This is a genomic window from Alcanivorax sp. UBA3183 (assembly GCF_002364155.1).
Taxonomy (GTDB): domain Bacteria; phylum Pseudomonadota; class Gammaproteobacteria; order Pseudomonadales; family Alcanivoracaceae; genus Alcanivorax; species Alcanivorax jadensis.
The window spans coordinates 94603-116369 of sequence record NZ_DEXN01000015.1 but is presented as its reverse complement, the minus strand read 5'-3'; the positions used below and the strand labels follow the sequence as shown (position 1 = coordinate 116369).

The 21767-nt window shown below is 57.3% G+C and carries 17 protein-coding genes; 9 read left to right on the top strand and 8 right to left on the bottom strand.

Annotated elements, in window-relative coordinates:
• Positions 1–154 precede the first annotated feature (154 nt).
• The 4 genes from sohB to B3Q33_RS06835 all read right to left on the bottom strand — a co-directional run bounded on the left by sohB (position 155) and on the right by B3Q33_RS06835 (position 4491).
• Positions 155–1207: a protease SohB gene (gene sohB, locus B3Q33_RS06850; protein ID WP_272979932.1), complete on the bottom strand. Its 1053-nt coding sequence runs from the start codon at positions 1205–1207 to the stop codon at positions 155–157.
• Between the two features lie 138 nt (positions 1208–1345).
• Positions 1346–1993, bottom strand: a complete 648-nt coding sequence (locus B3Q33_RS06845; RefSeq protein ID WP_273009575.1) for a hypothetical protein — start codon at positions 1991–1993, stop codon at positions 1346–1348.
• A 12-nt stretch (positions 1994–2005) separates the two neighbouring features.
• Positions 2006–2812 carry an NAD(+) diphosphatase gene (nudC, locus tag B3Q33_RS06840; RefSeq protein WP_273009576.1) on the bottom strand — a complete coding sequence of 269 codons (807 nt, stop codon included), beginning with the start codon at positions 2810–2812 and terminating at the stop codon, positions 2006–2008.
• Complete coding sequence (locus tag B3Q33_RS06835; RefSeq protein WP_035244223.1) at positions 2812–4491, bottom strand: hypothetical protein; 1680 nt, start codon at positions 4489–4491, stop codon at positions 2812–2814. The genes nudC and B3Q33_RS06835 overlap by 1 nt, the downstream gene beginning before the upstream one ends.
• 517 nt (positions 4492–5008) lie before the next feature.
• On the opposite strand from B3Q33_RS06835, the gene nhaB reads away from it, so the two are divergent.
• Positions 5009–6598 (top strand): sodium/proton antiporter NhaB, encoded by a 1590-nt coding sequence (gene nhaB / locus B3Q33_RS06830; RefSeq protein WP_035244221.1) that lies wholly within the window; start codon positions 5009–5011, stop codon positions 6596–6598.
• A gap of 89 nt (positions 6599–6687) precedes the next feature.
• On the opposite strand, the gene dnaQ is transcribed toward nhaB, so the two are convergent.
• Genes dnaQ through B3Q33_RS06815 form a run of 3 tightly spaced genes read right to left on the bottom strand, consistent with a single transcriptional unit; the run spans position 6688 to position 8661 of the window.
• Positions 6688–7425, bottom strand: a complete 738-nt coding sequence (dnaQ, locus tag B3Q33_RS06825) for a DNA polymerase III subunit epsilon (RefSeq protein WP_035244219.1) — start codon at positions 7423–7425, stop codon at positions 6688–6690.
• Entirely contained in the window at positions 7425–7880 is a 456-nt protein-coding gene (rnhA, locus tag B3Q33_RS06820) for a ribonuclease HI (protein ID WP_035244217.1), read from the bottom strand. Before rnhA ends, dnaQ begins: the two co-directional genes overlap by 1 nt.
• 4 nt (positions 7881–7884) lie before the next feature.
• On the bottom strand, positions 7885–8661 hold the full coding sequence (locus B3Q33_RS06815; RefSeq protein ID WP_035244215.1) for a class I SAM-dependent methyltransferase: 777 nt from the start codon (positions 8659–8661) through the stop codon (positions 7885–7887).
• A gap of 57 nt (positions 8662–8718) precedes the next feature.
• Here B3Q33_RS06815 and gloB point away from each other — a divergent pair, with 57 nt between their 5' ends.
• The 8 genes from gloB (at position 8719) to B3Q33_RS06775 (ending at position 19612) form a co-directional block, all read left to right on the top strand.
• On the top strand, positions 8719–9492 hold the full coding sequence (gene gloB / locus B3Q33_RS06810; protein WP_035244214.1) for a hydroxyacylglutathione hydrolase: 774 nt from the start codon (positions 8719–8721) through the stop codon (positions 9490–9492).
• A gap of 69 nt (positions 9493–9561) precedes the next feature.
• Complete coding sequence (locus B3Q33_RS06805; RefSeq protein WP_286827301.1) at positions 9562–11166, top strand: lytic transglycosylase; 1605 nt, start codon at positions 9562–9564, stop codon at positions 11164–11166.
• 16 nt (positions 11167–11182) lie between these two features.
• Positions 11183–12979: an extracellular solute-binding protein gene (locus tag B3Q33_RS06800; RefSeq protein ID WP_273009580.1), complete on the top strand. Its 1797-nt coding sequence runs from the start codon at positions 11183–11185 to the stop codon at positions 12977–12979.
• A 160-nt stretch (positions 12980–13139) separates the two neighbouring features.
• Positions 13140–14957: an extracellular solute-binding protein gene (locus tag B3Q33_RS06795; RefSeq protein WP_273009582.1), complete on the top strand. Its 1818-nt coding sequence runs from the start codon at positions 13140–13142 to the stop codon at positions 14955–14957.
• Positions 14957–16033 carry a microcin C ABC transporter permease YejB gene (locus B3Q33_RS06790; protein WP_035244207.1) on the top strand — a complete coding sequence of 359 codons (1077 nt, stop codon included), beginning with the start codon at positions 14957–14959 and terminating at the stop codon, positions 16031–16033. The genes B3Q33_RS06795 and B3Q33_RS06790 overlap by 1 nt, the downstream gene beginning before the upstream one ends.
• Positions 16033–17076, top strand: coding sequence for an ABC transporter permease (locus B3Q33_RS06785; protein WP_035244205.1), 1044 nt, complete (start codon positions 16033–16035; stop codon positions 17074–17076). The genes B3Q33_RS06790 and B3Q33_RS06785 overlap by 1 nt, the downstream gene beginning before the upstream one ends.
• Positions 17073–18701 carry an ABC transporter ATP-binding protein gene (locus B3Q33_RS06780; RefSeq protein ID WP_272961880.1) on the top strand — a complete coding sequence of 543 codons (1629 nt, stop codon included), beginning with the start codon at positions 17073–17075 and terminating at the stop codon, positions 18699–18701. Before B3Q33_RS06785 ends, B3Q33_RS06780 begins: the two co-directional genes overlap by 4 nt.
• A 110-nt stretch (positions 18702–18811) precedes the next feature.
• Complete coding sequence (locus tag B3Q33_RS06775; protein WP_035244203.1) at positions 18812–19612, top strand: enoyl-ACP reductase FabI; 801 nt, start codon at positions 18812–18814, stop codon at positions 19610–19612.
• Positions 19613–19698: 86 nt separating this feature from the next.
• Here B3Q33_RS06775 and B3Q33_RS06770 read toward each other — a convergent pair whose 3' ends face one another.
• The gene (locus B3Q33_RS06770) at positions 19699–21630 is read right to left on the bottom strand and encodes a SurA N-terminal domain-containing protein (protein ID WP_272974633.1); all 1932 of its coding nucleotides are present in this window, start codon (positions 21628–21630) and stop codon (positions 19699–19701) included.
• Positions 21631–21767 lie beyond the last annotated feature (137 nt).

Sequence of the window (21767 nt, the reverse complement as noted above, 5' to 3'; positions counted from 1 at the left end):
CTAGCTGTGAGACGCGGATAAAGGTCTTCTTAAACAGAAAAACCCTGCCCGCGAAACAATGGTGTTACAGCCTTGGGCGCGGTGACAATACTCTCTCGAATAGCAGCACGCTTTCCCGCGTCTCAAAGCTAGCAGCTCATAGCTCGCAGCTTATTTAATGAATCTGTCGCTGGCTACCACGGTGCCAGAATTTTTCTACGGCACGGTGCAGGCTCGTTTCCAGGGAGAAACCCAGCCGTTCGCCCAGCTTACGTTTGGCTTCCCACTGTACCTGATAGAGTGAATGGGTACCCTGGCGCAGTTGCAACAGTTCGTCACTGGTCATGATCTCGTCAACCAGACCCAATTCCTTGGCCTGGCTGCCAAACCAGTGCTCGCCAGTGGCGACTTTGTCCAGGTCCAGGCCACGGCGATTGTCACGAACAAAGGTTTTGAACAGTTGGTGGGTTTCTTCCAGTTCTTCCTGGAATTTGGCGCGCCCTTTTTCGGTGTTCTCGCCCAGCATGGTCATGGTGCGTTTGTATTCACCGGCGGTCATCAGCTCCACGTCGATATCGTTCTTTTTCAGCAGACGATGGAAGTTGGGAATCTGTGCAACCACACCAATGGAGCCAATCACCGCGAAAGGCGCCGCCACAATACGGTCAGCAATGCAGGCCATCATGTAACCGCCACTGGCGGCCACTTCGTCCACAGTCACCGTCAACTTGATGCCGCTATTGCGGATACGGCGCAGCTGGGAGGCAGCCAGACCATAGCTGTGCACCAAACCACCAGGGCTCTGCAAACGCACCAGCACTTCATCATTCTGGGTAGCCACCTGCAGCACGGCACTGATTTCCCGGCGCAGATGATCCACTGCGCTGGCCTGCACATCACCATCGAAATCCAGCACGAACAGGCGTGGCTCGACCTTGTCTTCGGTCCCAGCCTTTTTCTTTTGCTTGGCTTCCAGTTTTTCCTGCTTGCGCTTCGCTTTATGGGCTTTCTTGCGCTGTGCCTCGGGCAGGATTTCCGCCTCCAGAGAGTCCTTGAGGTCATCAAATTCTTCATTGAGGTGGCGAACTCTCAGTTCTCCGTCCTGGCCCGCCTTGTTACGGCCGCGGGAAGCGGTAGCGGCGATGCCGCCGATCACAAACAAGATTGCTACCACCAGAGTAACGACCTTGGCCAGAAACATGCCATATTCGGATAAAAACGCGATCACTGTTTACCTGCTTGTCCGTAGGATTGGTACCTGCCCGTGGTCGGCAGATGAAAAGGAGTGAGGGGATTCTACCTAACCGAGCGGCAATGGGGTATGGCGGCCACCACAGTAACACGGTGATGGCACCTCAAGACGACCTCAATCCCAGCCGGAGATGGCCTGCTGGGCACTGCCATTCATGGGGCGGGCGACCAGACCGGTAGCACCGGCATTCACCTCAAACAGGGCACCTTCTGCCATTGGCAAATAGGCGGCACTGCCATAGCTGGCATCCACCAGCAGACTCCAGCCGTCCCGAGCCATCTTCCAGACATCAATACCGACCGGATCACGGTGCAGACTGTAGACAGTGCGGTCCCGGGATCGCTCATCTTCAAGCGCGTAATAGCGACCGGAGATGCGGTCCAACTGGTAGCCTGGCTGCAGGCCCAGCAGGCTGAAAGGCATTTTCCATTTGATAATACGGGCATCCAGCTGCCATTGGTCCCCTTTCAGACGGAAGTCTTCGGTGGTGCCATCGGTGCGGGTGACGGTGGCAATGAAGGATTGGTCACCGGACTGGCGGAAGCTGACCGTGGCCACGGACACTTCCTGAGCGTATTCACGGTAGCCATAGATATTCAGGGCGAACAGGCTCAGATAGATAGCCAGCCCTACCATCAGCAGCCCTGCCGTGCCTTTCAGCCATTGCATCAACCATTGCTGGCGCAGCAGCACCCAGGCGCCCAACAAGACAAAAAGCAGGCTGAAAATAAAAATCACCAGAGGCGCGAGTGTGTAATTCATTGCTTCTGTCCTTTATTGGAAACGCGCTACCCAATGGTCAATCAGGGTTCGGGCGATACTGCCCGGTGGCGGTATCATGGGCAGCGACCGGTAGTGAAACCAGTCCGCCGCTACTATCTCGTCATCATCAATACAGATATCCCCACCGGCGTAATCTGCGTGGAAGCCCAGCATCAACGAGTGGGGAAACGGCCATGACTGGCTGGTGAGATATTGAAGATTGGTCACTTCGATGCCACTTTCTTCACGCACTTCACGGGCCAGGGCCTGCTCCGCCGACTCCCCTGCCTCCATGAAACCCGCCAGACAGGAATACATTCCTTCCGGAAAACGGGTTGAGCGCCCCAGCAGTGCATGCTCGCCGCGGGTAACCAGGGTAATGATGCAGGGAGTGATTCTCGGGTACTGGAAATAGCCACAGGCCTGACAGGTCATGGCCAGATCCCGATGGTGGGCTTCAGTGAGTGAGCCACAGCGGCTGCAGTAACGGTGGTTCTTTTGCCAACTGAGGAACTGCAAGGCCCGGCTGACCATCGAGAAGCCTGGCTCATCCAGGCCTCCGGAAATCAATTGCCGTAGCGGCACCGGTTGCAGGGAACCATCATCCAGTTCGTGGTTTACCAGTTCACAAACGTAACAGGGCTCGCCGTTCAACAGACCCAGATAAAAGTAATGAGGATGCTGGCGAAGCATATAAGCCGGCATCACCGGCAGCTGCCACTGATCGGCGGCAATCAGGATATTTTGCTCATGGATGACATAACAACGGGCGTGTTCAGCATCCTTGGGTTCGGGGCTGGAGAGATCAATCATGGTCATCAAGCCACTTTGGCCACCGGGTAACCCAGCGCTTTCATACTTTCTTCAGCCACCTCGAGCACACCGTCGCCGATGGGCTTTTGCTCTTCCATACTTTCCAGGTAGTAATCCACGCCGGTGAGGGCGTCGGCCAAGGTTTCCATATTTTCCTTGGTGGGAGTGGTCGGAGCCTCAATGAGCTGATGAACGATGTATTTGTGGCATGACTCAGTCACACCACGGGCCCGCTGCAACTCCAGGAACATCAGGCCGCCGGCAATTGACGCAAAGGTGCCGGGCAGATTGGAAAGATGCATGGCATCCCAGTTGTTATCCATAAAAGAACTGATGGAGCGCTTGGCCAGAGCCAGCCCGGCACGGCACTCCCCGACCACGGTCATGCGAGCATCATCCAGCTGGTAAAGAGAAATACCGCTGTTGTTGCTGCCACGATGGATGTCGTCTTCCGGCGCAATACTGCGCTCCAGATTTGCCGCCACGTTCTCAACCATCAGCAGGTCATCCACCAGCGCATGAAATGCTTCGCTTTCAACGTTCTGGTCAGCACGCCACTCGTTTACCTGCGCGGCACGCTGTTTGATCACTCCTGCCTCATCGTCCTTACCGATCATGGCCAGGGTGCTACCCAGACGGTTGAGGCTGGCGGCCACGGACTGATAATTGGTGTCAGCCACTCCCTGGGAGGCCATATCCAGGCTTTCTTTCAGCTCACTGATTTCATCGCGCATGGCACTGGCAACCGAACGGATCACCGAGCCGCTGGCACCGGTCATCAGTGCCAGTTCGCGCTGCAGGATGGCGTCGGATACATCATTGTTCAGAGCAAACGCCTGCTTCACTTCCGCAACCACACCTGTGTCCAGGGAGGACAGAGACACCAGATAGAGACTTTCCTTGATCATCAACAACGGCGCTTCTTCGCTGAGCGCCTGATCCCCACCATAGACCAGCTTCTTCAATTGTCGGTCGTACTGGGACAACAGCGCCTTACGGGCCGGGGTGATCGCCATGTCATCGGCCACCATGGCCGTGATGACGGCCTGGCCAATCCACAGAAACCGACTCAGACCACAATCACCGGCGGCGCGATCCAGGCGCACCATGGCCCGCCCCATCAGACGGAGGCTTACCGAAGGGTTCAGATCTCGCAATACACCCAGCAGGCCAGTCTGATACATGTGGCGCAGGCGACGGGCCAGTGCCGGCAATTCGGCGCGAGGCAGGTCACTGTCCGGCGCTACCGGGTTACGGGGCCGGGATAGCTCGGCACTAAAAAAATGGCTTTCCTGAATCAGTGCCTTACCACCGGCGCGACGCAGCTCATTAATACCGCCGATCAACAGTGCCGGCAGAGTGCGGTTCTTCAACTGGACATAATCGAAATAGCGGGTGAGCAACACAATGGCATTACTCAATGCCTGTACCCGGGCATCGGACTGCTTTTCACGCAGCTCCCGGGCGGCAAGAGACATCTCTTCACTCATCAGCGCAGCCGCAGGCAGCTCTACCACCTGGCAGATACCCCGCAATTGCTGGAAGTCTTCGGCACAGCGTGCCAGCTCCTCCTGACGGGAGGGGTCGTCGGAAAATGCCTCCAAGCTGTTTTCCGCTTCCGTCAGGGTGGCGTCAATCGCTTCCTTGAGAAAAGTCAGGGAGGTGGTATTCGTTATGGCGACCATGGACTCTCCGCAAGCACCCAACTGTTATTATCATCGGCCCGATCCGTAAAGCCGTACAAAAACCCCCGGATACGCCGCAATTCTCATGATAGAAGTGTCGGCAGGCCATCGAAAGCAAGCCGGGCAGACACCACAGAGACAGCATTGCTGTCATCTCAAACACGCAGAGCACGTGGTTTACTGTGTCTACCTTGGCGGCAGCCTGCCGTCCAGGCGGCAAGAAAAGGACTTTACTGTCCTTTTCAGCACCGACCGAGAAAGGCGCATCAACTTTTGCACGTCATCAAACAGTGCGTCAACTTTCATTTGTAAGCAACTGATTTATTGGCCATTTGTTAACCTGGCCACACTCTGGCAATGGCGTTTTAACCATCGCCAACCCTAAACCGGCTGCTTGAGTGTCAACCCCTACCATCGTCCGGTCCCGCTCCCCGCCATCTGCACTGTACTGGGGCAAGGCAAGTCCGTATGATTGCGACCGCAAAAACCCCGTTCATCCCTCGCGCAGGATTCCGCCATGTCAGCCACGCTTGGCCGTGCCTTTTTGCACAACTTTCTTGGGCAAGCTCCCGCCTGGTACAAGTACACCATCATTGCCTTCCTGGCAGTGAATCCGCTGATCCACCTGACTCTGGGTCCGGTCGTCGCCGGGTGGCTGCTGCTGGCGCAGTTCATCTTTACTCTGGCCATGGCACTGAAGTGCTATCCGCTCCAGCCGGGCGGCCTGCTCGCCATTGAAGCGGTACTGATTGGGCTCACCTCTGCGGAGACGGTACTGCACAAGGTTGAGAGCAACCTGGAGGTGATGCTGCTGCTGATCTTCATGGTGGCGGGGATTTTCTTTCTCAAGGATCTGTTGCTGTTCCTGTTTACCCGCATCCTGCTGGGGGTGAAATCCAAGGTACGCCTGAGCCTGCTGTTCTGTGTGGCGGCTGCAGTTCTCTCGGCCTTTCTGGATGCGCTCACCGTTACCGCTGTGGTCATTGCAGTCTGTACCGGCTTCTTCGGCATCTACCACAAGGTGGCCTCAGGCAAGACCTTTCAGCAGAAGCATGATCACGGCGACGACACCAGTGTTGAAGACCTACACCGCGAAGACCTTCGCCGCTTCCGCTCCTTCCTGCGCAGCCTGCTCATGCATGCAGCAGTGGGCACTGCCCTGGGCGGGGTTTGCACTCTGGTGGGCGAGCCTCAGAACCTGCTGATCGCCAACAAGGCAGGCTGGGAATTCGGCGAATTCTTCCTGCGGATGGCGCCAATCACCCTGCCGGTTCTGGTCATGGGCCTACTGACCTGCGTGTTCCTGGAAATTAGCGGCAGCTTTGGTTATGGCGAAGACATCCCAGAAAAGGTCCGGGGCATCATGCGCCAATACGCCCTGGAGCAGGACCGCAAACGGACCATGCAGAACCGGGCCGCTCTGGTGGTACAGGCGCTCACCGCCGTCTGGCTGGTGGTCGGGCTGGCTACCCACGCCGCCTCCGTGGGCCTGGTGGGTCTGACGGTGATCATTCTGGCCACCTCCTTTACCGGCATCATCGAGGAACACCGTCTGGGTGCCGCGTTCGAAGAAGCTTTGCCGTTTACCGCCCTGCTGACGGTGTTTTTTGCCGTGGTGGCGGTAATTGCCGACCAGCAACTTTTCGCACCGATCATTGAATACGTGCTGAGCCTGGAAAAACAGATCCAGGGTCCAGCCTTCTATGTAGCCAATGGGGTACTGTCGGCGGTGTCCGATAATGTTTTTGTGGCGACGGTCTATGTGGATGAAGTCGGTCAGGCACTACTGAAGGGTGAAATCGATCGGGACACATTCGATTTGCTGGCAGTGGCCATCAACACCGGCACCAATATTCCCTCGGTTGCCACTCCGAATGGCCAGGCCGCCTTCCTGTTCCTGCTGACCTCGGCGCTGGCGCCGCTGGTGCGGCTGTCCTACGGACGCATGGTCGTCATGGCCCTGCCCTATACCATCGTCATGTCCATTACCGGCTTGCTCATGTCGATGATGGCACTGGGGCCGGCAACGGATTATCTCTACGAGAAGGGCTGGATCGAACACCACGATGTCAGTGAATTCCAGGTATCTCCAGACAAGGGGCACTAGCTGACACCTGACACAAATAGTGGTCTTAGGGCGGAAATGGGCATTAAACCCATCTCCGCCTTTTTTGATTCTTTTGCGTCAGGCGTTCATCAATGCAGCGGGCTGTCTTCTTCCTGCCGGTCCCACAGGGTGGGCTCACCGTTACTGTCGGCGATGGCGGACAGCTTGTCGCGATGCCGCTGCAACTCCAGATCCGAGGCACGCACCACGGTCAGCCCCGGGCGCTGACCATCCAGCCGGCGGATAGCCTCAGCCGCCATCTCTCCGCCCTGCTCTGCACTGTTATTGCCGTCGAGTGACAGTCGGGTCTGGCCGCCGGTCATCGCCAGGTAGACGTCGGCAAGGATCTCCGCGTCGAGCAGGGCCCCGTGCAGCTCCCGGTGGCCGTTTTCCACCCCATAACGGCGGCACAGCGCATCCAGATTGTTCTTCTGCCCCGGATGCTTCTGCCGCGCCATTACCAGGGTATCGAGCACGCCGCAGCGCTGCTCCATGGTCCCATAGCGGCTGCCAAGGCGGCGCAACTCGTGGTTGAGGAAGCCCACATCGAACGGGGCGTTATGGATCACCAGCTCCGCACCATCCACAAAGGCGAGGAATTCATCCGCCACCTTGTCGAAAGTGGGTTTGTCCGCCAGGAACTCGGTGCTGATGCCGTGAACGGCCAGCGCTCCTTCATCGATCTCGCGCTGCGGATTGAGATACAAATGCAGGCTGTTGCCGGTGAGGCGACGATTAATCACTTCTACACAACCAATCTCGATCACCCGGTGGCCATCATTGGGCTCAAGGCCGGTGGTTTCCGTATCCAGTACTACCTGACGCATTAGCTCGGCATTCCTTTTTTCTGAAGCAGTTCATCAATGCCACGGTTGGCGAGTGCATCGGCCTTGTCATTCTCGGGATGTCCGCTGTGGCCCTTGACCCATTGCCATTCAATGGTGTGTTTCTCGCAGGCCGCATCCAGGCGTCGCCACAGATCCGCATTTTTCACCGGCTGCCTGGATGCGGTTTTCCAGCCCCGCTTCTTCCAGTTGGCCATCCACTTGGTGATGCCATCCATGACATAACGCGAGTCCGTTGTCAGCACTACCTGACAGGGCGCTGTCAGCGCTTCCAGGGCCATGATCGCGGCCATCAGCTCCATGCGGTTGTTGGTGGTATCAGGTTCACCACCGAAAAGCGTCTTCTCGGTGGTGCCGTAACGCAGTAGCGCTCCCCAACCACCCGGGCCGGGGTTACCGCGGCAGGCGCCGTCGGTGAAAATAATCACTTGCTTCAATGAATCAGGACTCCTTGTTTTGCTGTCCCCAGCGGGCAACCGGTACGGGCACCACTGTATTGCGCGGCACCTTGTGTTGCCGGCTGGGCAACAACTTGGCAATGCCGGCCCGCTTGCGGGCTACCAGTAAATAGGCGTTGCCATGGCGGGGCCACAGCAGACTACCCAGCCACTCAAGCAGCCCAAGCCGCTCCCGGCCACGGTCGGAAAGCGGCATAGTATAGAAGCCACTGGCCATGCCATCGACCTCAAATCCCAATACCTGCAACCAGTCAGTGAGCCGGGTGGGCCGGTAAAAGCGCCCGGACCAGCCCGGCCGCTTCCGCCAGAAGAACCACCGAGCCAGCCCCATCAGGCTGATCGGGTGGAAGCCGATAATGGCCACCTTGCCGCCAGGCGCAATACTTCGAGTGGCTTCACGCAACACCTGGTGGGGGTCATGACTGAAGTCCATGACATGGTGCAGCAGGAGCAGATCCACACTGGCCTTGGCCAGGGGCAACAGCTCGAGCCGGGCGCGAACCCGGGTGCCTCCGAAGCCTTCGGTAGAGATGCTGGTCTGCCAGGGTAGCGGGCTCTCGGCCAACATATCCCGACCGCTGCCACTATACAGGGCCACCGCACGCTGGCCGGCCTGGCTGCGCAACCATTCCCCAAGCATGGCTCGCTCTGCGGCCAGCAAAGCCTGACCTGGCTCGCTGTCCAGCCAGTTATCAAAATTGCGGCCCAGCTCCGGTGAAGAAGCATTATAGGAAATACGGTTGAGTGGAGGCAGTTGCATGACGGACAATGACCCCTGATCACAAAAGATTGCCGTTTTTCAGGAGCGTAGCACGACATGTTGCCAAGCCCCACCGCCATCCCCGCATTTCGCGACAATTACATCTGGGCCATCCGCCAGGAGGACCGCTGCGTGGTGGTGGACCCGGGCGATGCTGCACCAGTCGAGCAGTTCCTTAAGGACAACGGGCTGCGACTCACCAGCATTCTGGTGACTCACCATCATCCGGACCATGTCGGCGGCATTCCTGCTCTACTCCGGGAAAGGGATATTCCCGTTTACGGGCCTGCCAGGGAAACCATCCCCGGGATGACGCACCCGCTTGCCGAAGGCGACACCATCCAGCCAGCAGGCGTGGACATGACCCTGGCAGTCATGGAAGTTCCCGGCCATACCCTTGGCCATATCGCCTTCCACGACACAGACCGCTGCTGGCTGTTCTGCGGTGACACCTTGTTTGCCGGCGGTTGCGGACGGCTGTTCGAGGGCACCCCGGCGCAGATGTTTGACTCACTGCAGCGGCTAGCCAGCCTGCCCGCTAAAACGCAGGTATTCTGTACCCATGAATATACCCTGGCCAACCTGACTTTTGCTGCGGCAGTCACCCCGGATGACGATGCTGTGGCAAAACGCCTCGACACCGTGCGCCAGGCCCGCGAGGCGGGTCAGATCACCCTGCCCTCCACCCTCGAAGAAGAGGTACGCAGCAACCCCTTTCTGCGCGCCCATGAGCCGACACTCAAGCGCGCCTGCGAAGCCCGGGAAGCGGGAACGGCCGGCTCTGATATGCAGTGTTTTGCCGCCTTGCGTCGCTGGAAAGACAACTTTTAGCTGACACTGCTTGTGGGGGCCCTTTGCATGCCCCTAAAATGACTAAAATATTTTGCTGTCGTTATTATTATGAAAAAAATTACCACTCTCGCCCTGTGTCTGGGCTTGGGAGTCTTGGGAGGCTGTGCCTCGAATCAGTCCCTGGATGAGCTTCCTCCCATGCCCGCCGCCGAACCGTCGGTGGACGATGTCAATCTCGCCAACGGCATGGACGAGCCGACCCCCGTGGAAAGCAGCCCGGATCAAGATAAAGACAACAACGATTTATGGGTAAGACTACGTCAGGGTTACGGCCTTGATCTGGAAGTGGAAAATGACCGCATTCGCGTCCAGCGCGACTGGTACGCCCGCCACCCGCAATACTTCACCCGTGTCACCACCCGATCCGAGCGCTACCTTCACTACATCATCGAGCAGGCAGAAGCGCGCAACATGCCATTGGAGCTGGCCCTGCTGCCCATCGTGGAAAGCGCCTTTGACCCCTTCGCCTACTCCCACGGCCGAGCCGCCGGCCCCTGGCAGTTCATTCCGTCTACCGGTGATTACTTCGGCATGGAGCGCACCTGGTGGCAAGATCAACGACGGGACATTCTCAAATCCACCAACGCAGCTCTGGATTACCTGCAAAAGCTCTCCAACCGCTTTGACGGCGACTGGCTACTGGCGCTGGCTTCCTACAATGCCGGCGGCGGTACCGTGTCGCGAGCCATCCGCCGCAACGAAGAGGCGGGCAAGCCCACGGATTTCTGGAACCTGAATCTGCCGCGGGAGACCACCGCCTACGTTCCCAAGCTGTTGGCGATTGCCCAGATCGTGCAGGAGCCGGAAACCTACGGCGTCACCCTGCATCCGATCCGTAATGAAGCCTATTTCAGCAGCGTGGACATCGGTGGCCAGATTGACCTGACCCAGGCCGCCCGACTGGCGGATATTTCCGTGGAAGAGCTCTATCTGCTTAACCCTTCCTTTAACCGCTGGGCCACCTCGCCGGATGGTCCACACCGTCTTCTGGTTCCGGTTGACCGGGAAGAGCGCTTCCGTACCGGGCTGGCCGAATTGCCCCGGGACCAGCGCATGCAGTGGGCCCGCTACGAAATCCGCCCCGGCGATAACCTGGGCGCCATTGCCCGCAAACATCGCACCACGCCGCAGGTCCTGCGCAGCATCAACAAGCTCAACGGCAACACCATCATCGCCGGTAGAACCCTCCTGATTCCGGGGCCCTCCTCCGGGAAAGGCGACTACAGCCTGAGTGAAGATTCGCGCCTGGCCGCCAATCAGTCCCGGGAGCGCAAAGGTCGGCAACGGGTCAATTACACCGTGCAATCCGGCGACACCCTGTGGGAAATTTCCCGTCGCTACAGTGTTGGCGTGAAGGAACTGGCCAAATGGAACAACATGGCCCCCGGCGACAGCCTTAGCATCGGCCAGTCCCTGGCCGTGTGGAGTGAATCCGCCCAGAACAGCAGCAGCGTCGTCCCGCCGGAAAATGACAAGATGGTCCGCAAGCTACGCTATGCAGTACGCAACGGAGACTCCTTGTATGCCATTGCAGACCGCTTTAATGTATCGGTGAACGACATCAAGAGCTGGAACGACCGTGTAGCCAGCAATCGTTACATTAAACCCGGGCAACGGCTGACACTCTACGTTGATATTCGCAAAACGTTCTAGACCCTTACTGGCCCTTGTGGCCCTGCTCCTCGGCGTGGCTTGCCACGCCGAGGTAACCCGCAGCCACGGCTACCATCCCTTCGGCAACCTCAAGTACCCCGCCGACTTTCAGCACCTTGATTACGTCAACCCGGATGCCCCCAAAGGCGGCACTATGCGTCTTTATGGCCAGGGCTCCTTTGACAGCCTCAACCCGTATATTCTCAAGGGCATTAGCCCGGCTGATACCCCCGGCATGCAGATGTACGGTGTCACCGAGCTGGCCGACAGTTTGCTGATGGGCAACCAGTCCCATAACCGGCTGGGCGATGAACCCGGAGCCGCTTATGGCCTGATCGCCGAATGGGTGGAATATCCTCATGACCGCAGCTGGGCCACTTTCCGCATCCGCGAACAGGCTCGCTTCCATGACGGCCACCCGATCCGCGCCGAAGACGTGGTGTTCAGCTTTGAGATTCTGCTCAGCAAGGGAAAGCCCGAGTATACCTTGCAGCTGGCTGACCTGGCCGATGTGAAGGCGGTGGACCCGCTCACGGTGAGGTTCACCTTCAAGGAAGGCCGCAAGGATTTACCCCTGGTGGTCGGCTCGATCCCCATCCTCCCCAAGCATTATTGGGAGAAGCACGATTTCGAGCGAGCCACCCTGACTCCGTCACTCTCCAGCGGCCCTTATCAGGTCAGCTCAGTCAAACCGGGCAAGCAGGTGGTTTTCCAGCGGGTCAAGGATTACTGGGCAGCGGATCTACCTGTTAACCGCGGCCGTTACAACTTCGATCAAGTGATTTTCGAGTTTTTCCGCGATGCTGATGTGGGTTTTGAAGCCTTCAAGTCTGGCGATTATGACCTGCATTACGACTACAGCTCGAAGCATTGGGCCACCGCCTACGACTTTGCCGCCGTTGAACAGGGTCAGATAATCAAACAGGAAATCCCTCACCAGATGCCTCGTCCGGTGCAGGCTTTCTTTTTCAATACCCGCAGCGCCCCGTTTAATGACCTGAACGTCCGTAAGGCTGCCAGCCTGCTGTTTGACTTCGAATGGTCCAACCGCAACCTGTTCAGTAATGCCTATAGCCGCACTGTCAGCTGGTTTCCCAACAGCCCCTACACTGCCCCGGTTCCCGCAACCGCTGAAGAGCAAGCGCTGTTGGCTGATCAAGCCAAGCATCTGCCGGACAATTTCTTCAGCGCTGATATCCATCCTCCCGTGAATGATGGCAGCGGCCAGATCCGCAACCGCATGCGCGAGGCACTATCACTGCTGCAGGAAAGCGGTTGGCGCCTGCAGGATCACAAGTTGGTCAACGAGCAAGGCAAGCCGCTCCGCTTTACCGTTCTCAATTATCACAACCCCGGCATTTACCGCATCCTCGCCCCCTGGTTCCGTAACCTGCAGCGTCTGGGCATTGAGGCCGATTACCGGGAAGTAGAACCCGCTGCCTATAAGGAGCGGCTGGACAACTTCGACTATGATGTGGTGCTGTTTGTACTGCCGGTACGCGACTATCCCGGACCGGAGCTGACCGATTATTTCGCTTCAAGCAGTGCAGATATCCCCGGCAGCAAGAATCTGGCGGGTATTAGCCACCCGGTTGTCGATTTTCTGGTTCGCACTGCCCTGTCTGCTGAGCAAGAAGCCGAGTATGTGCTCAGCCTGCAAGCGCTGGACCGGATGTTGCGCTACCAGCATTACGGCGTCCTGAATTACCATATTCGCCATCACCGGGTTGCCTGGTGGGACAGATTTTCCCGCCCTTCGGAACCGATCCCGTTCGGATTGGGTCTGGATACCTGGTGGATGAAAAATAAATAACGCGCGCACGCTTCACGCTGGCATGTAACAAGCCTGGCCACGCTTATTCCTGGTGGGCCAGCACTGATTACGCGACGATACCTGGAGCAGCGACGACATTGTTGCTATAGCCCGTTGCATGTTGCCCGTGAGCGTGCCGCATGAAAAAAAAGGAGTCATTATGGCCATTCACAGCACTGTGCTGCGTGGGCTGTTTGTTGGGCTGTGTGCGTTCACAGCATTGGCGCATGCCGAAATCCACAAGAGCCATGCCATTGCCATGCATGGCGAGCCCAAATATTCCCCCGGGTTCTCGCATTTTCATTACACCAACCCCAACGCCCCCAAAGGCGGCGAGCTGCGGCTGCATGTGATCGGCGGTTTCGACTCTCTCAACCCCTTTGTCTCCAAGGGCCGCGCCGCCGCTGGCATGGCGTATCTGGACAACTCCTACCTGTACGATTCACTCACTGTGCGCGGTGAAGACGAACCTTTCACCCAGTACGGCTTGCTTGCAGAAAGCATCGAATGGCCGGATGACCGCAGCTGGGTGCGTTTCCACCTTCGCGAGGAGGCCCGTTTCGCAGATGGAGAACCGGTGCAGGCCGACGATGTGGCCTGGACCTTTGACACCCTGATGGAGAAAGGCAAGCCTTTCTATAGCTACTACTACGCAGCCGTTGAACGCGTGGAAATCAACGATCCGCGCACCGTTACCTTTCACTTCAAGGCCAGTGACAACCGGGAACTGCCGCTGATCATCGGCCAGCTTCCCGTGCTGCCCAAGCACCACTGGCAAGATCGGGAGTTCGACAAAGACGGCATGCTCCCGCCCCTTGGCTCAGGCCCTTACCGCCTGGCCGAAGCGAAACCCGGCAAGAAAGTGGTTTACCAGCGCCGCAAGGATTACTGGGCGCAATCACTGCCTGTGATGAAGGGACGTAATAACTTCGATCGCATCATCTATGATTACTATCTGGATGAAACCGCGGCTCTGGAAGCCTTCAAAAGTGGTCGCTACGACTGGCGCCATGAAAACAATTCCAAACTCTGGGCCACAGCGTATCGGGGCCCGGCCTTCGAAAGCGGCAAGATTGTTACTGATGAAGTCAGCCACGGAAACCCCTGGGGCGCACAGGCCTTCATCTTCAATCTGCGCAAGGAATTATTCCAGGATGAAATCCTGAGAGAGGCGATTGGTTACGCGTTTGACTTCCAATGGTCCAACGACAATCTGTTCTACGGACAATACAAACAGAACCGTAGCTACTTTGATAACTCCGAAATGGCCGCCACGGGTCTTCCCTCAAAGGCGGAGCTGGCATTGCTGGAGCCATACCGAGAGCAACTACCGGAAGCGGTTTTCAACAAGGAATACCAGCCTCCCAAAACGGATGGGTCTGGTCGTCCCCGTGAAAATCTGCGCAAGGCATCCATGTTGCTCAAGGAAGCCGGCTATCAGCTCCGCGACGGACAGCTTTACACCCCGGACAACAAGCCGGTTCGCTTCGAGTTTATCCTCAGCTCTCCGGCCTTTGAGCGCATCGTTCTGCCTTTCTCCCGTAACCTGAAGGCACTGGGTATTGTGGCCAACGTCTCCAAGGTGGATTCGTCCCTGTGGGTTGAGCGCATCCAGAATTTCGACTTCGATATGATTGTGTATCGCATGGGGCAATCCAGCTCACCGGGCAATGAACAGCAAGAATACTGGTCTTCCCAGGCTGCCGAACAGCCCGGCAGCCGCAACCTGATTGGCATCAAGAATCCGGTTGTGGATGCGCTGGTGGACAAGATCGTCGCAGCCCAGACCCGTGAAGAACTGATTAACCGCTGCCGGGCCCTGGACCGGGTGCTGCAATGGCAGCATTACAGTGTCTTCAACTGGTATTCCGACCAATACCGACTCGCCTACCAGTCCCGCCTGCGACACCCTGAACTTGGCAAGTACGTTGGCATGGATGCGGCCCTGGATACCTGGTGGGATAGCACAGCGAAATGATGCGCTACTACATTGCCAAACGGCTGCTGCTGGTTCTTCCTACTCTGTTCGGCATCCTGCTACTGAACTTTCTGGTGGTACAGGCCGCTCCCGGCGGACCAGTGGAAAAGACCCTGGCGGAACTGCAAGGAATTGGCGGCGGCGGCACCGGCAGCAGCTTTGCCGGCGGCAGTGCGGACACCGTCAGCGGCGGCGAATACCGTGGTTCCCGGGGTTTGCCGCCGGAGCTGGTGGAACGTATTGAAAAGATGTACGGCTTTGACAAGCCTGCCCATGAACGTTTCTGGCTGATGATAAAAAACTATTTCAGCTTCGATTTCGGCGAATCCTATTACCGGGACCGTTCCGTCACCGAGCTAATTGTAGAACGCCTACCAGTGTCCATCTCTCTGGGGCTGTGGAGCACCCTGATTGCCTACATGATTTCCATTCCACTGGGTATTCACAAGGCAGTCAGAGACGGCTCTCGCTTCGATGTCTGGTCGAGCACAGCGATTATTGTCGGCTTTGCCATCCCCAGCTTTCTGCTGGGCATCCTGTTGATCGTGCTGTTTGCCGGCGGCTCCTATTTCGAGTGGTTCCCGCTTCGCGGCCTTACCTCTGACAATTTTGATGAGCTTAGCCTGTTCGGCAAGATTGTCGACTACGCCTGGCATATCACACTGCCCACCATCGCCATCGTGGTCGGCAACTTCGCCACCCTGTCCATGCTGACCAAAAATTCCTTCATGGACGAAATTCGCAAACAGTATGTGCAAACCGCCCGAGCCAAGGGACTGAGTGAAAAGCAGGTGCTCTACGGCCATGTGTTCCGCAACGCCATGCTGATCATCATCGCCGGTTTCCCCGCCGCTTTTATCAGCATGTTCTTTACCGGTGTACTGCTGATCGAATTCATCTTCTCCCTGGACGGGCTCGGGCTACTGGGCTTTGAATCGGTGATCAACCGCGACTATCCGGTGGTCTTTGGCACCCTGTTCATCTTCACCCTCATCAGCCTGTTGCTGAAGCTTGTCAGCGACCTGACCTATATGTGGGTGGATCCGCGCATCGACTTTGAACGGAGGGATAACTGATGGCTCTACCCTCCCTGCGTTTCAGCAATCCGGTATCGGCCCGCCAATGGCAAGCTTTTCGCAGCAACCGCCGGGGCTACTGGTCGTTATGGATTTTCCTTGTGCTGTTTATCCTCAGCCTGGGCGCGGAATTCATCTCCAACGACAAGCCCTTGCTGGTTCACTATGACGGCGACCTCTACACCCCGGTATTCAATGCCTACCCGGAAACCACTTTTGGCGGCTTTTTCGAATCGGAAGCCAACTACCGGGACCCGGTGGTAAAAGATCTGATCGAAGAGAATGGCTGGATACTCTGGCCGCCGATTCGATTCAGCTATAACACCATCAACTACGATCTGAGCGAACCCGCGCCTGCCCCACCCTCGGCGGAAAACTGGCTCGGCACCGATGACCAGGGCCGCGATGTGGCCGCCGGATTAATATACGGCTTTCGTATTTCCGTACTGTTCGGGCTGATGTTGACTCTGTTCTCCAGCATTGTCGGCATCATTGTTGGTGCCATTCAGGGCTACTACGGTGGCTGGCTGGATCTGGCCGGGCAGCGCTTTCTGGAAATCTGGTCAAGCATGCCGACCCTGTTCCTGATTATCATCATTTCCAGCTTTGTGACGCCTAGCTTCTGGATTTTGCTGATCATCATGCTGCTGTTTTCCTGGATGACACTGGTGGACCTGGTGCGGGCCGAATTCCTGCGCTGTCGTAATATGGACTATGTACGCGCCGCTCACGCCATGGGGGTGCGCACACCGGTGATCATGTTCCGCCATATGCTGCCCAATGCCATGGTGGCCACCATCACCTTCCTGCCTTTCATTCTCAACGGTGCCGTGGTGACACTCACCTCCCTGGACTTTATCGGTTTCGGTCTACCCCCCGATGCGCCTTCCCTGGGCCGCCTGGTGGGTCAGGGGAAAGCCAATCTGCACGCTCCCTGGCTGGGAATCAGCGTCTTTGCCACACTCACGGTCATGCTGACCCTGCTGGTGTTTATCGGCGAAGCCGTTCGTGATGCATTCGACACGAGGAAGTTTCTGCAATGAGCCTCCTATCCCTGCGTGGTCTGACCATTCGATTTGGCCAGGATGTGGCCGTAGATAACCTGTCCCTGGATCTGGAACCCGGCCACATGCTGGCGTTGGTGGGCGAGTCTGGTTCCGGCAAGTCCCTGACCGCCCTGTCGATCCTTGATCTGTTGCCGGATAGTGCCAGCTGGCACGCCGACACACTGACTCTTGATGGCGAAAACCTGCTCGGGCTCACGGAAAACCGCAAACGCGCCCTGCGCGGCGGCCGTATCGGCACCATTTTCCAGGAACCACTCACGGCCCTGAATCCTCTGCATACGGTGGAAAAACAGATCAACGAAAGCCTGTTTGTTCATCAGGGAATGAGCCGGCAGAAGGCCCGTGCGCGCTGCCTGGAATTACTCGGCCAGGTTGAGCTTCCTGCTACATCGGAAATGCTGGGCCGTTATCCGCACCAGCTCAGTGGTGGCCAGCGCCAGCGGGTAATGATTGCCATGGCCCTGGCCAACGATCCACAGATTCTGATTGCCGACGAGCCCACCACCGCTCTCGACGTGACCGTTCAGGAAACTATTCTTACGCTGATCAAGCGGTTGCAGAACGAACTGAACCTGTCGATCCTGCTGATCAGCCATGATCTGGCGGTAGTCAGCCGCTTTGCCGATGACATTCTTGTCATGCATCGCGGCAAGAAAGTGGAAGCCGGCCCCACGGCACAGGTGCTGGAACAGCCCAAGGAGGCCTATACGCGCCATCTGATCGACTCGGAGCCCCGAGGCCGGATGCCGCCACTGGCGGAGGATGCACCGCTGCTTCTGGAAGCCAGTACCATGGCGGTCACCTTCAAGGAAAAGCGCCGGAGCCTGTTCTCCCCTGCCCCGTTGATGCGGGCGGTGGATGAGATTGATCTTTGCGTCAGGCGCGGCGAGACCCTCGGTATTGTCGGCGAATCCGGCTCTGGTAAATCCACTCTGGCGCTGGCGTTGTTGCGCCTGGTAAAGAGCCAGGGCCAGATCCTCATGGACGGTACCGATCTGCGACAACTAACCCCCCGGCAGCTGCGCGGCTGGCGCAGCCGCCTGCAAGTGGTCTTCCAGGACCCATTCGGCAGCCTCAATCCGCGCATGACCGTGGGCCAGATCGTGGCGGAAGGTCTGGCCGTGCACGCCGGCAGCCTGTCTCGACAGGAAAGGGATGCCAAAGTCATCCAGATGCTCGAAGAAGTGGACCTTCCGGCCGAAGCACGACATCGCTACCCCCATGAGTTTTCCGGCGGTCAGCGGCAGCGTATCGCCATTGCCCGTGCCCTGATCATGGAACCCGAGCTGCTGATTCTGGATGAACCCACCTCAGCCCTGGATCGGAGTGTGCAATATCAGATCCTGGAACTGCTCAAATCCCTGCAAGAGAAACATGATCTCAGCTATTTGTTTATCAGCCATGATCTGAAAGTCATACGATCCATCTGTCACCGGGTGATGGTGATGAAGGATGGCAAGGTGGTTGAGCAAGGCGATACAGAGGCTATCTTTGACCAGCCACAACACAGTTATACCCACAAGCTCATGTCCGCGGCCTTTGCCACGGGAAACACACCGTTGCATTTGGCAACCCCTGAGCAGACGTCAAAACCCGTTTAATTGCCTATAATCAGTAACAAGTTGAAAGTTGAAAGTTAAGAAGCGCCATTAACACGCGCTTTTCGACTTCCAACTTCCAACTTCCAACTCAAAATACATCGAGGACAGACATGGGATTTCTAGCAGGCAAACGCTACCTTATCGTCGGCGTCGCCAGTGACCGCTCCATTGCCACGGGTATTGCCGAAGCGATGCACCGCGAAGGTGCCGAGCTGGCCTTTACCTACCAGAACGAGAAGCTGAAAAGCCGTGTCGTGAAAGCCGCAGAACGCTATGGCAGCAACCAAACACTATGCTACCCCTGCGATGTCGTCAGTGACGAAGAGATCGAGGCAGTATTCACGGCGCTGGGCGATCAATGGGACGGGCTGGATGGAATTATCCACGCGGTGGGCTTTGCTCCAGGCAGCGAACTGGATGGCAGCTTTGCGGAAGTGGCAACCCGCGAAGGATTCCGCATCGCCCATGATATTTCCAGCTACAGCTTCGTTGCCCTGGCCAAAGCCGGGCGTCAGATGATGGCCAACCGCAATGGCTCCCTGCTGACACTCACATACCATGCCGCGCGTCAGACCGTGCCGAACTACAACGTGATGGGCCTGGCCAAGGCCAGCCTGGAAGCCTCAGTTCGTTATCTGGCTTCCAGCATGGGACCGGACGGCATTCGTGTGAACGGGATTTCCGCCGGCCCCATCCGTACCCTCGCAGCATCCGGCATCAAGAAGTTTCGCAGCATGCTGGACTACAACGCCGCCAAGGCACCGCTGCGTCGGAATGTGACTATCGAGGAAGTGGGTAACGTGGCCGCTTTCCTGTGCTCTGACCTGGCATCCGGCATCACCGGCGAAATCACCTATGTGGATGCCGGCGCCAGCACCGTATCCATGCCTTTTGAGCTTGAAAACGAGTAAATCAGAAGAAGCACCCGCAACCCGGAATTGCGGCAAAAAAAAAAGCTCACCATCGCTGGTGAGCTTTTTTTGTTTCTACCGCTCGATTACTGATCGGCAGAACTGCTACTCAGTCGCTGCAGATTAAGGTCCACATCACCTTCATCGCGCAACAATGCAACCACCTGACGGAAGTTACGTTGCCCTTCGATATTTCCAAGCTCAAGCAGCGCGGCCTGTTGCTGGGCGTCCGACAGCGGTTCGGCATTACCGTCTTCCACCCGGGTCACCTGGTAAGCCACCAGAGAACCGTCACCCGCGCGAGTCAGCTCTATAGCCGAACTTTCCCCTTCCACAGTCTTCGGCAGCGCAAAGGCGCCGTTGACAACTTCCATGGAGGGCTCGGCCCCACCACGTTGAAGGCCTTCCTGCTCTTCAATCCCGGTCTCGAACAAGGCGGCGATCTCATCCAGGCTCGCGCCCTGCTGCAATTTCTCTTCTGCCTGTGCAGACAATTCCTGCACCCTGTCAGCAGCTCGCTCGCCCTTGAGGCGCTCGCGAATTGCGAAGGAGACATCTTCCAGCGGCAGCGGCTCCGCCGGTTTGTCGTCGAGGATACTGACAGCCAGGTACTCACCAGGGGCAGTCTCGATCAGATCACTGTTGTGGCGATCCTTACGAACCTGGTCACTGTTGAGAGCTTGCTGCACCTGACGAGCAGACAGTGGCTCAGGCAGCGACGACAGGGAAACCCAGTCGGTGCTTACGACTTCGATGCCAACCTGCTCGGCGGGAACGGTCATGTCGCTGTGTTCGTACAGAAGCTCTTCCAGACGTGCCACATCTTCATTCAGCAGAGTTTCCGCGCGGCCCTGTTTGAGATCTGCACGAATCTGCTCGGCCAGTTCCTCAAGTGTGGGCAAATCCTGCTCACGGACAACATCAGATACCTTGATCAGATGCACGCCGGCATCGGTCACCACCGGATCGGAAACCATGCCCGGCTCCAGACTGGCGATAGCCTCTTCCATTTCTTCAGGTAGCGCCCCCTTGGATACCACACCAAGATCGCCACCGGCGTCGGCAGAGCCTGGATCGTCGGAGTACTGAGCGGCCACTTCAGCAAAGGAGCCACCGGCGGCAATTGCCTGTGCGGCTTCAGTCGCACGGGTCTGAGCCTGCTCAAGATCTCTGTCGCCATTGATCTCGACAAGAATATGGGCCACTTTGCGAGCGGTGCTCGCACCTGATTCTTCCATGATAGAGCGGCGGACTTCGTACTCCGCCGCCACGTCTTCCTCACTCACGGATACCTGATCGGTGTAGTCCTGCGCTGACAGCTTCACATAGGCAACCCGGAATTCTTCCGGACGCATGAACTCTGCCTGGTTTTGATCGTAGTAAGCCTTGATGTCTTCATCGCTGACGGAAAAATCACTGCGTAGCGCGTTCAGGTCCAGCGTCACATAACGAATATCACGAACCTGCTCACCCAGTCGGCGCTGCTCTTGCAGTTCCGTTGGCAATGCAAAATTCGTTGCCATGAAGCCGGAGCGATACTGTTCTTTCAGCATGTCCTGACGCAGGCCCTGAATATAACCCTGTGGCGTCAAGCCACGGCTACGCAGTTCCCGCTCGAAACGAATCTCGGAAAACCTGCCATTCTCCTGGAAAAGGGGGACCTGATAAATATCGCGGGCGGCCTGCTTTTCGCTGAATGCCAGCTTGGCGTTATCCGCTGCTGCAAGAATCAGCTGTTCGTTAACCAGTCCTTCCAGCACCATTTCGGGGCGAACAAAGGAATCCAGCATGGACGGGTCCATATTCGGACTCTGCTGGCGCAGCATGTCACGAACACGCTCCACACGCTGATTCACCACACTGCGGGTGATTTTGTTGCCTTCCACTTCGGCAACCACATCTCCGCTTCCACCACCGGTGAAATAGCCGTAGAAACCGGAAATCACAAAAGGAAGGATAATCGCGGCAAGCAGGACCTTGCCCACGGGACCGCGGACAAACCGTCTGAACTCCTGCATGAAAATACTCCGTAGGGACTCTTATTAAAACCTGGAGCCGTGACTTAAGCATGGCTTCAGGTGAAAACTTTCGAATTCGATCTTGTTATGTGAGAACCGCAATTTTTACCACAGGTTCCCCTAAACGGAAAAAAGCG